The sequence below is a fragment of the Variovorax sp. P2_H12 genome (genome assembly GCF_056403395.1).
The window spans coordinates 1-10,609 of the sequence record NZ_JBFUFO010000084.1; the positions used below are offsets into that span (position 1 = coordinate 1).

The 10,609-nt window shown below is 69.7% G+C and carries 11 protein-coding genes; 4 read left to right on the plus strand and 7 right to left on the minus strand.

Annotated features, from left to right (window positions below; genetic code table 11):
- The coding region (locus tag AC1DYK_RS35005) for a THUMP domain-containing class I SAM-dependent RNA methyltransferase (RefSeq protein ID WP_478170463.1) at positions 1-907 on the minus strand (907 nt) is incomplete at its 3' end.
- 64 nt (positions 908-971) lie between these two features.
- On the opposite strand from AC1DYK_RS35005, the gene AC1DYK_RS35010 reads away from it, so the two are divergent.
- The 4 genes from AC1DYK_RS35010 to AC1DYK_RS35025 are packed head-to-tail and all read left to right on the plus strand — an operon-like array spanning position 972 to position 4,602.
- Entirely contained in the window at positions 972-2,744 is a 1,773-nt protein-coding gene (locus AC1DYK_RS35010) for a sensor histidine kinase (protein ID WP_478170464.1), read from the plus strand.
- 18 nt (positions 2,745-2,762) lie between these two features.
- On the plus strand, positions 2,763-3,365 hold the full coding sequence (locus AC1DYK_RS35015; RefSeq protein ID WP_478170465.1) for a cytochrome b: 603 nt from the start codon (positions 2,763-2,765) through the stop codon (positions 3,363-3,365).
- Positions 3,362-3,946, plus strand: a complete 585-nt coding sequence (locus AC1DYK_RS35020) for a YceI family protein (RefSeq protein WP_478170466.1) — start codon at positions 3,362-3,364, stop codon at positions 3,944-3,946. The genes AC1DYK_RS35015 and AC1DYK_RS35020 overlap by 4 nt, the downstream gene beginning before the upstream one ends.
- A 38-nt stretch (positions 3,947-3,984) precedes the next feature.
- On the plus strand, positions 3,985-4,602 hold the full coding sequence (locus tag AC1DYK_RS35025; RefSeq protein ID WP_478170467.1) for a YceI family protein: 618 nt from the start codon (positions 3,985-3,987) through the stop codon (positions 4,600-4,602).
- Between the two features lie 2 nt (positions 4,603-4,604).
- Here the strand turns inward: AC1DYK_RS35025 and AC1DYK_RS35030 are convergent, their stop codons facing one another.
- The 6 genes from AC1DYK_RS35030 to AC1DYK_RS35055 form a co-directional block, all read right to left on the minus strand.
- Entirely contained in the window at positions 4,605-6,125 is a 1,521-nt protein-coding gene (locus tag AC1DYK_RS35030) for a phospholipase D family protein (RefSeq protein WP_478170473.1), read from the minus strand.
- A gap of 72 nt (positions 6,126-6,197) precedes the next feature.
- The gene (locus AC1DYK_RS35035) at positions 6,198-7,784 is read right to left on the minus strand and encodes an RNA polymerase factor sigma-54 (protein ID WP_478170468.1); all 1,587 of its coding nucleotides are present in this window, start codon (positions 7,782-7,784) and stop codon (positions 6,198-6,200) included.
- Positions 7,785-7,796: 12 nt separating this feature from the next.
- Positions 7,797-8,588 (minus strand): LPS export ABC transporter ATP-binding protein, encoded by a 792-nt coding sequence (lptB, locus tag AC1DYK_RS35040; protein WP_478170469.1) that lies wholly within the window; start codon positions 8,586-8,588, stop codon positions 7,797-7,799.
- Complete coding sequence (lptA, locus tag AC1DYK_RS35045) at positions 8,585-9,271, minus strand: lipopolysaccharide transport periplasmic protein LptA (protein WP_478170470.1); 687 nt, start codon at positions 9,269-9,271, stop codon at positions 8,585-8,587. The genes lptB and lptA overlap by 4 nt, the downstream gene beginning before the upstream one ends.
- Positions 9,272-9,425: 154 nt before the next feature.
- On the minus strand, positions 9,426-10,076 hold the full coding sequence (locus AC1DYK_RS35050; protein WP_478170471.1) for a thiol:disulfide interchange protein DsbA/DsbL: 651 nt from the start codon (positions 10,074-10,076) through the stop codon (positions 9,426-9,428).
- Positions 10,077-10,160: 84 nt separating this feature from the next.
- Positions 10,161-10,609, minus strand: a 449-nt coding sequence (locus tag AC1DYK_RS35055) for an SPOR domain-containing protein (protein ID WP_478170472.1), incomplete at its 5' end; no start/stop codon positions are given.

Sequence of the window (10,609 nt, forward strand, 5' to 3'; positions counted from 1 at the left end):
TGCGCTGCAGCGCATCGCCGCCGCGGAACTGGATCGCCGCCGACACGCCCGCGCGTTCGGCATTGCGCTCGGCGAAGTCGACCATGCGGTGCGAGACGTCCGAGCCGAAGATCGCCGGCGCGGGCTGCGTCGCCGCCGGCACCGCCCCGGCCTTCAGGGCCGCCCACACATGCGGCTGGAACGGCAGCAGCTTCTCGAAGCCGAAGCGCCGCAGCGAGCCGGCCGCGATGCCGGACGCGATCTGGGCCGCCTCGATCGCGATCGTGCCGCTGCCGCAGCAGGGGTCGTAGAGCGGCTCGGCAGAGACCGCACCGGTCTCCGGATTCCACCAGCCGCTGGCCGCCAGCATCGCCGCGGCCAGGGTTTCCTTGAGCGGTGCATCGCCCTTGTCCTGCCGCCAGCCGCGCTTGAAGAGCGGCTCGCCCGAGGTGTCGATGTAGAGCGTGCAGAGGTCGGTCGTGAGGTGCGCGAAGACGCGGCAGTCGGGCCACTGGGTCTCGATGCTCGGCCGCACGCCGCCCGCCTTGGCGCGGAAGCGGTCGGCGATCGCGTCCTTGATGCGCAAAGTGGCGAAGTTGAGGCTCTGCAGCGGGCTGTGCTGCGCCGTGGTCTCGATCTTGAAGGTCTGTTTCGGCGTGAACCAGATCTCCCAGGCGACGCCGCTGGCGATCGCGTAGAGGTCGTTCTCGCTGCGGTAGGGTGCCTGCGCGAGTTCGATCAGCACGCGCTGCGCGAGCCGGCTGTGGAGATTGAGCTTGAGCGCGTCGCGCCAGTCGGCGCGCACCCGCACCCCGCCGCGCAGCGTGAGCAGGTCCTGCCCCACGCGGCCGGTCAGCGCATGCACTTCCTGCGCCAGGAAATCCTCGACGCCGGCGGCGCAAGGGAGGAAAAGCGAAAGATCGTTCACCGTGCGATTGTCGCCTCGACGGAGCCCCCCGCCAGCGGCTTGCTGTTCTATAGTGGACCGGCCGATGAGCTCCTCGCCCCTCCCCGCATCCCCCGAGGCCTCCAGCGCCAACGGGTTTGCCATCCGCTGCGAGGTGCTGCGGCTCAGCGCCCAGCCCAGCGGGCTGGTGCTGCTCTTCCAGTTCCTGCTCGACTGCGGCGTGGCGGCGCTGTTCGCCTGGCAGTACTCGGTGCCGCACGCGATCGTCTGGATCGCGCTGATCGCCGCCACCACCGCCTACCGCGGCTTCTTCCCGCAGCGGCTGCCCGCGCCGCTGACCCCCGCGAACCTGCCGCCCGCCCTGCGCCTGCACACGCTGCGCATCGCGGTCCACGAAGGCGCCCACGGCCTGGCCGGCGTCCTGCTCTTCAACCCGGCCGATCCCACGGCGCAGCTGATGATCGGGCTGGTGGTGATGGCGATGACGCTGTCCTCGGCCTTCTCGGTCTCCTACTACACCCCGGCCATGCAGCTTGCGATCGCGCTGCTGCTGGCGCCGGTGATCGTCATGGGCCTGGCCTTCGGGGCGCCGACAATGAGGGTGCTGTCGGTGCTCGGTATCGGCCTGCTCGCGATGGTCTGGAAGCTGGTGTCCGAGCGCGCCCGCCAGCTCGAGGAGAACATCGGCCTGCGCCACAACGAAAGCTCGCTGCGCGCGCGCGCGCTGGCCGGCCTGCACGCGTCGCAGCAGGCCCAGGCCGAGCGCCTGCGCTTCTTCTCGGCCGCCAACCACGACCTGCGCCAGCCGGTGATGGCGATGGGCCTGCAGGCCGAGGTGCTGCGCCAGCAGTTGAGTGCCGGCGAGGACACGCTCAGCGTGCTGGGCACCGTCGCCGCGCTGTCGAAGGCCCAGCAGGCGCTCGAGGGGCTCACCGACCAGCTGCTCGAGATCGGGCGCATCGAGGCCGCCGCCGACCCGATCTCGCCGGTGGCGGTCGCGCTGGCGCCGCTGTTGCACGAGTTCGCGCGCCAGGCCGCCAGCGGCCGCGTGCGGGTGCGCTGCCCGGCGACCGCCGTGGTCTGGACCGATGCGGTCGCGCTGCGCCGGATCCTCGGCAACCTGGTCGACAACGCGCTCAAGTTCACGCCCCGGGGCCGCGTGCTGCTGGCCTGCCGCCGGCGCGGCGAGGCCTGGCGGATCGAGGTCCGGGACGCCGGCATCGGCATCGCTGCAGAGGCCCAGGAGCGCGTGTTCGGCGACTTCGAGCAGATCGGCAACATCGAGCGCAACCTGCAGCGCGGCCACGGCCTGGGCCTGGCGATCGTGCGTCGGCTGGCATTGCGGCTGGGCGTCGAGATCTTGCTGCGCTCGGCGCCGGGACGCGGGTCGGTGTTCGCCTTCGTGCTGCCGGCCGCGCCGCAGGGCGTGCCGCTGGCGCCTTCGCCAGCCGCGGGCGTCGAGCCCGCGCCGATGCCGCAGACGCGGCGGCTCGCTCCCGGGCTGGTCGTGCTGGTGGTCGAGGACAACCTCGTGGTGGCCGACAGCATCGCGGCGCTGCTGCGCCTCTGGGGCGCGCGGCCCGAAGTCTGCACCAGCGCCGCCGAGGCGCTCGCGCTGCCCGACCTCGCCGTCTTCGGCATCGCGCTGTGCGACATCCGGTTGCCCGGCGAACTCGACGGCATCGCGCTGGCGACCGAGCTGCAGCGCCGACGACCTTCTCTCGCCATCGCGCTGGTCTCGGCCGACATCGACGACGCCACCCAGCAACTGGCCCGCGAGCGCGGCTGGCAGGCGCTGCGCAAGCCCGTCCAGCCCGCGATGCTGCATGATGCGCTGCTGCGGCAGGCGCAACGCTGAACCGCCTATGCTCCGGCCATGCCCGACGCGCTGCCGACACCCTTGGTCGATTCCAACGACGCCCCATGCTACGGCCCGGTGGCGATCGCCCTGCACTGGCTGCTGGCGCTGATGATCCTCGGCTCCGTCTGCCTCGGCCTGTCGATGACCGGTCTGCCGCTCTCGCCGCTGCGCCTCAAGCTCTACAACTGGCACAAGTGGGCCGGCATCACGATCCTGGCACTGTCGGCCGTGCGCCTGCTGTGGCGCCTGTCCCACCCGCCGCCGTCCCTGCCGGCGCGCATCCGGGCGGCCATGCCGGGCTGGCAATGGGTGGCGCACCGCGGCCTGCACCTGCTGCTCTACCTGCTGTTCTTCGCCGTGCCGCTGCTGGGCTGGGCCTACAGCTCCGCGTTGGGCTTTCCCGTCGTGTGGCTGGGCGTGCTGCCGTTGCCGGACTTCGTGCCGGTCGACAAGGATTTCGCCGAGGCGGTGCTGAAGCCGCTGCACAAGATCGGCGCCTTCGGCCTCGCCGCGGCGGCGCTGGTCCACGCCGCGGCCGCCCTCAAGCACCACTTCGTCGACCGCGACGGCCTGCTCGACCGCATGTCGCCTCTTTCACCCCGGAAACGCCTCCCATGACCCTCCTTGACATGGCCTGCCGCGGGTGGTGCGCGGCGGCGCTGATCGTCGCCGGCACGGCCGCCGCCGAGCCGCCGGCACCGGCGAAACTGCTGCCGGCCCCGAGCCGGATCGCCTTCGTGTTCAAGCAGATGGGCGTGCCGGTGGAAGGCGTGTTCAGGAAGTTCGATGCCCGGATTGCCCTCGACCCGCGCAAGCCCGAAGACGGCAGCGTCGCGCTGCAGATCGACGTCGCCAGCGCCAGCCTGGGCATCCCGCAGACCGATGCCGAGCTGCCTAGGCCCACCTGGTTCGACAGCGACCGTTTCCCGAAGGCGGAATTCCACTCCAGCGCCATCAAGGCGCTGGGCAGCGGCCGCTTCGAGGTCGCCGGCCGGCTGACCATCAAGGGCAGCAGCCGGGACGTGGTCGTGCCGGTGGAGATCCTGCAGTCCTATGGCCAGTCGACCGCGACTGGAAGCCTTACGATCCAGCGCCTCGCCTTCAGGATCGGCGAAGGCGAATGGACCGACACGTCGATGGTGGCCGACGACGTGCAGGTGCGCTTCAAGCTGGTGCTGACCGGCCTCGGCCCGCTGTGAAATCCTTCGATGTTTCCACCTTCATCCGAAAGCGCGCCATGAAGAAATTGCTCACACTCGCCGCGCTGGCGACGGCGGCGGCACTGGCCGGCGCCCAGCAGGCACCCGAGGCGGCCGCCAAGCCGGCCGGCGGCCCTGCCAAGGGCGCGAGCTACGTGGTCGACCCGACCCATACCTTCGTCAACTACGAGATGGGCCACTACGGCACCACCACCAACCGCGGCCGCTTCAGCACCAAGGACGGCCAGGTCAAGATCGACCCCTCGGGCACCGCCGGCAAGATCGACATCACGATGGACATCAGCTCAATCAACACCGGCGTCGACCTGCTCAACCGGCACCTGCTGAGCAAGGACTTCTTCAACGTGGCGGAGTTTCCGACCGCCCGCTTCGTCGCCGACCAGATCGACTTCAGCGGCGACAAGGTCACGCAGGTCAACGGCACGCTCACCTTGATGGGCAAGAGCCGCCCCGTGGTGCTCAAGGCCAACCGCTTCAACTGCTACCTGAGTCCGCTCATCAATCGCCAGATCTGCGGCGGCGACTTCGAGACCTTGGTGGAGCGCAGCCAGTGGGGCATCAACTGGGGGCTCGCCTTCGGCTTCGAGGACAAGGTGAGGCTGCTGGTGCAGGTCGAGGCCATCAACATCCAGTAGCGCTACAGCAGGCTCTCCGGCGCCAGCGGCGCGAGCAGTTCCAGCATCACGCGGTCCCACAGGCCCGAGTCGGGCTCCACGGTGAGCACGTCCTCGGCCTCGCCCTCGCGGCTGACCCATTCGAGCGCTTCGCCGCCGTCGGCGAAGCGCACCCGGTAGGCGCCCTGCTGCTTCAGCACGTCGAGCAGCTTCAGGACCTGCTGCGCCATCTCGGGGCTGGCGATGAACAGGCCGATCTCCGTGTTGTGGGTGTCCGAGCGCGGATCGAAGTTCATCGAGCCCAGGAACAGCGCCCTGCGATCGAAGATCGCCGCCTTTGCATGCAGCCGGCCGACCTGCGAGCCGAACAGGCCCAGCCGCACGCTGCGCTTGGTGCGCGCCGAGCTCAGCTCGTGGATCTCGACGCCGAGCCGCAGCATGTCGGGACGGTAGCGCCGGTAGCCGGTGTGGACCAGCGGCTCGTCGGTGGCCGCCAGCGAATTGGTGACGACGCTGATCCGGACCCCGCGCCCGCGGACCTCGCGCATCACCTCCAGCCCCGCCTGGCCCGGGATCAGGTAGGGCGACACCAGCGTGACTTCGGCGCGCGAGCGCCGCATCTGCTCGATCACGTTGTAGCGCACGCTGTCGACGTCGAGCAGCGGCACCCCGCCATAGGAGGCGGTCTTGCCGACCACGCGGTCGGGCGAGTCGGCATAGGCTTCGGCCAGGGTCCAGATCAGGCCGAGCCGGGCGCCGTCCTTCAGCTCCGGCCCCAGCGGCGCGTAGCCCAGCACGTCGTTCGGTGCCGGCGGGCGCGGCGGCGCAGTGGTTGCGGGGCCGGTGGCCTGATCGAAGCGCTGCTGCAGCTCCTCGCGCGGCAGCGAGGATGCGACCACGCTGCCGATCGGCCGCACGTAGGGGCTGTTCCAGTACAGGTCGAACAGGCTGCCGAGGCGCTTCACCAGGGCGCCGGCGACGAAGGTGTCGATGTCCAGGAAGTTCGCGCCGGCGGTCTGCGTGAAGTACTGACTGCCGATGTTGCGCCCGCCTGCCACCGCCATCGCGCCGTCGGCGATGAAGAGCTTGTTGTGCATCCGGCGATTGACGCGGTCGAAGTCGAACAGCGAGCTCGAGAAGCGCTGCAGCAGGCTGCCGCGGCCGGCCGGGAAAGGGTTGAACAGCCGCAGCTCGAGGTTCGGCGTGGCGGCCAGCGCCAGCAACAGGTCGTCCTCGCCCGAGGTGTAGAGGTCGTCCATCAGGAGCCGCACGCGCACGCCGCGCAGGGCCGCATCGCGCAGGGTGCGCAGGAAGTAGCGGCCGGTGTCGTCGTTCTCGATCTGGTAGTACTGGACGTCGAGCGTGCGCTCGGCGCGGCGCGCGAGCTGCAGCCGCGTGTCGAGCGCGAAGTCGCCGCCGGGCATGAGCCGGAAACCGCTCAGATCCGGATCGGGCGACGAGGCCTTGGCGATCCGGCCCAGCGCGGTCTCGCCCGAAGCCATGATTGCACTCGAGGGCGGGCGCTCGACATCGGCCGGCAGCATCGCGCAGCCGCTGGCCAGAAGCACCGCCGCCGCCAGTGCCGCACCGAGCCGCCACCCGCGCACCAGCACGCCCTAGAGCGCCTTGCGCAGATTGGCCGGAGCGATACGCAGCGCCTCGCGGTACTTCGCGACGGTGCGGCGCGCGCACTCGATGCCCTGCTCCTTGAGCATCTCGGAGATCTGGCTGTCGGACAGCGGTTTCTTGAGGTCCTCGGCGCTCACGAACTGCTTGATCAGCGCCCGCACCGCGGTGCTCGAGGCATTGCCGCCGGTCTCGGTGCCGAGCGCCGAGCCGAAGAAGTACTTGAGCTCGAACGTGCCGTAAGGCGTCGCCATGTACTTGGCGGTGGTCACGCGGCTGATGGTCGATTCGTGCAGGCCGAGTTCGTCGGCGATCTCGCGCAGCACCAGCGGGCGCATCGCCAGCTCGCCGTGCACGAAGAAGCTCTTCTGCCGCTCGACGATCGCGTTCGACACCCGCAGGATGGTGTCGAAGCGCTGCTGGATGTTCTTGATGAACCAGCGCGCCTCCTGCAACCGCTGCGAGAGCGCCTGGCTGCCCTCGCCCTTGTGCTGCTTGAGCGCGCCGGCATAGATGTCGTGCACGCGCAGCCGCGGCATGACCTCGGGGTTCAGCATGACGCGGAACTTGATGTTGGTGCTGGTGCCGTTGCCGATGCGCGTGACGATCACGTCCGGCACCACCACGTTGCGCTCGACGTCGACGAAGCGGCGGCCCGGCTTGGGCTCGAGCCGGGCGATCAGCTGCAGGGCGGCGCGCACCTCTTCCTCGTTGCTGCGCGCGAGCGTCGCCAGCCGCTTGAAATCGCGCCGCGCGAGCAGTTCCATCGGCTGCTTGCAGACCGCGATCGCGGTCTGGCGCACCCGCGCCTCGTCGGCACCCTCGCCGGGGTGCGCCAGGGCGCGCAGCTGGATCGTCAGGCACTCGCCGAGGTTGCGGGCGCCGACGCCCACCGGCTCCAGGCTCTGCAGCAGGCCGAGCGCGACCTGGAAGTGATGCACCAGGTCGTCGAACTGGTCGTTGTCGTCGCCGGCCAGGCCCGAGGCCAGGGCCGGCAGCGAATCCTCGAGGTAGCCGTCGTCGTTGAGCGACTCGATCAGGAAGCGCAGCGCGGCGCGGTCGGTCTCGCTGAGCCGCAGGCCCAGTGCCTGCCGATGCAGGAAGGACTGCAGCGTTTCGTGGCTGCGCGCCAGTTCGGTGGCGTCGGTGCGTTCGTCGCCGAGGTTGTTGGCGCGCGCGGGCGCATCGCCGCCCCATTCGCTGTCGTCGGGTGCCAGGTCGACCGTGCCGTCGCCTTCCCAGTCGGGCTCGCCGTCGGCGGCGTCGAGCGGCGCCGTCTCGGCCTCGGGTGTCGCGACCGCAACCTCGGTGGCAGCGGCCGCGGGGCCGGGAGCGTAGTCGCCATCGCCTTCGGCCTGCCGATCGTCGTCGCGCACCGGCGCATCGGCGGCGTCCAGCCCGAACTCCTCGCGCGCCGCCTCTTCGGCCGTCCGCTCGAGGAAAGGGTTGTCGTCGAGCATCTGCTCGACTTCCTGGCTCAGCTCGAGGGTGGACAGCTGCAGCAGCCGGATCGATTGCTGCAGTTGCGGCGTCAGCGCCAGATGCTGGGAGACGCGAAGCGAAAGCCCCTGCTTCATCGAGTAAGGCCCCTACATCCGGAAATGTTCGCCCAGGTACACGCGTCGCACCTCGGCGTTGTCGACGATCTCCGAAGGCGTGCCTTGTGCCAGCACATGCCCGTCGCTGATGATGAACGCGTGATCGCAGATGCCCAGCGTCTCGCGTACGTTGTGGTCGGTGATGAGCACGCCGAGGCCGCGCTCCTTCAGGAAACTGATGATCCGCTGGATCTCGATCACCGCGATCGGGTCGATGCCGGCGAAGGGCTCGTCCAGCAGGATGAAGCGCGGCTGCGTCGCCAGGGCGCGCGCGATCTCGACCCGGCGGCGTTCGCCGCCGGACAGCGACAGCGCCGGTGAATCGCGCAGGTGGTCGACGCGCAGGTCGGCCAGCAGTTCGCCCAGCCGCTCGTCGATGTGCGCCTTGCTGAGCGGCACCATCCGGCCGTGGTCGTCGGGCTCGCTCTGCAGCTCGAGCACTGCGCGCACGTTTTCCTCGACCGTCAACTTGCGGAAGATCGAGGCCTCCTGCGGCAGGTAGCTCAGGCCCATGCGCGCGCGACGATGGATCGGCATGTGGGCGATCGGCTCGCCGTCGATCGAGATCTCTCCGGCATCGGCCCGCACCAGCCCGACGATCATGTAGAACGAGGTGGTCTTGCCCGCGCCGTTGGGGCCCAGCAGCCCGACCACTTCGCCCTTCTGCACGGCGAGCGACACATCCTTCACGACCGTGCGGCTGCCATAGCTCTTCTGCAGGCTGCGCGCCTCCAGCCGGCTGACCGGCCCATCGCTTCCATTCAACCCGGCGGTTTCGATCACTTCTTGGACTCTCCGCCGAGCGTGGTGGTGGAACGCAGGCTGTTGCCCGGAGCCGGGGTCGCCGCGGGCTTGGCACCGCCGCTGCCGGGCGCCGGGGCGGCCGCCTTGGGCGTCAGGATGGCCTTGACGCGGCCGCTCGCCTGTGTCGCCACGCCGGCGTTCGGCGGCAGCGAGGAGCCGTTGACCGTGAAGGTGTCGTTGCTCTGGTCGTAGACGATCAGCGGGCCGCTGCTCTCGTCGCTCACCGTGGCGCCGATCAGGCGCCGCATGACCGCGCGGCGGATGAACTTCACGTTGTCGGCGCGGCTGTCGTACTCGATCACTTCGCCCTCGCCCTCGATCCACTCGTCGGTGCCGGCGTTGCGTTTCTGCTTGAAGTAGGCCAATTTGCCGGGTTCGGCCGTGACCACGCCGTACTGGTAGCCCTCGGGGTCCTGGCGAACGTCGATGCGGGTGCCCCGGATCTGGATCGTGCCCTTGTTCACGACCACGTTGCCGGTGAACACGCTGGTCTGCTTGAGGTCGTCATAGCGCATCGCGTCGGCCTCGATGTTCATCGGCTTGCTCCGGTCGGCCTGCTCGGCCTGCGACAAGGACGCGCATCCGGCCAGCGCCAGCGCCAGGCAGAGCACGCGACCGAATCGACGAGGAGAAATGGAGGTGAAGGAGGAGAGCGATGTCATAGAGGCACGAAACTTGCTCTGCGATTGTATGCGTCCCGTGGACGCCGCCTCGCGCGGCCTTGACGAAAAAGCCCGCAGAAGCGGGCTTCAATGACGAGATCGTGGCGGCGACGGCAGGCGACAGGCGCCGCCACCGTGCGCGTCACCGGGCCGCTCAACCCTTGCGGGCTTCGGCGATCAGGAAGTCGACCACCTGGAGCGCGCGCTCGAGCGAGCCCGCCGTGTCGCCGTCGACGTACCAGCGCCCGGCCACGCCGAGGGCCGGCACGCCGGCCACCTGGTAGTCGGTGGTGAGCTGGGTGGCGCGCTTGGCCTTGCCGACCACCGAGAAGGACTTGAACAGCTCGGCGAACTTCTTCGCATCGAGGCCGGGCTGCTTTTCCACCCAGGCGAGGATCCCGGCGTCGCCAGTCAGGTTCAGGCGCTGCTGGTGGATGGCCTGGAAGACCTTGGGCTGGAATTCGTCGACCTTGCCCATCGCCTCGAGCGCGTAATAGAAGCGCTGCTTGGCCTCCGTGTCGTTGCCGACGAACGGCACCGGGATGCGACGGAAAACGACATAGGGCGGCAGCTTCTTGACCCAGGCTTCCACCTGAGGCTCGAAGGCCGCGCAGTGCGGGCAGTTGTAGGAAAAGAACTCGAGCACCTCGACCTTGCCGGCGGGCGCATCGACCGGCGCCGGCTTGCGCAGGACGATGTAGTCGGTGCCGGCCTTGATGGGACGGGCCTGCTGCGCATGCGAGGGCGCAGCCAGCGGAAGAAGCCCCAGCGAAGCGGCGGCCAGCGAAAAATCACGACGTTTCATGTATCAATTCCTTCTGTACGGCTTGAAAGAGCCCGCGATGCCGGATGGAGTTCCCGGATCGGGCGAACTGGAGACGATGCAGCGTCAACGCTGGACGCGGACCAGGGCCGATTCAAGGCCCCCGCCGTCGAGCCGTTCCTTGAGTTGGTCGGCGTCGTCCTTCTTGTTGAACGGACCGGCACGCACGCGGTAGACGGTGCGGCCGGCCTGCTCGCGCTCGGTCACGCGCGCCTCCACGCCCATCAGCGAAAGCTTGGCGCGCTGCGCATCGGCATCCTCCTGCGTGCGGAAGGCACCGGCCTGGACGAAATACATGAACGGGTCGGTGCTGGCGCCGGTGGCCGCTGCGGCCCCGGTGCCGGAGCGCGCCTTGGCGAAATCGCCGATCGGGTCGTTCGAGGGCGGCAGCGCGTTGGCTTCGGCCGGAACCGGCGCGGTGCGCGCCGGCCGCGGCGCGGCCGTCGAGTCGCCGCGCGCACCGGGCGCCACCACCACCGGCACCGGGCCGGCGGGCGGATTGGGCGCCGCCACGG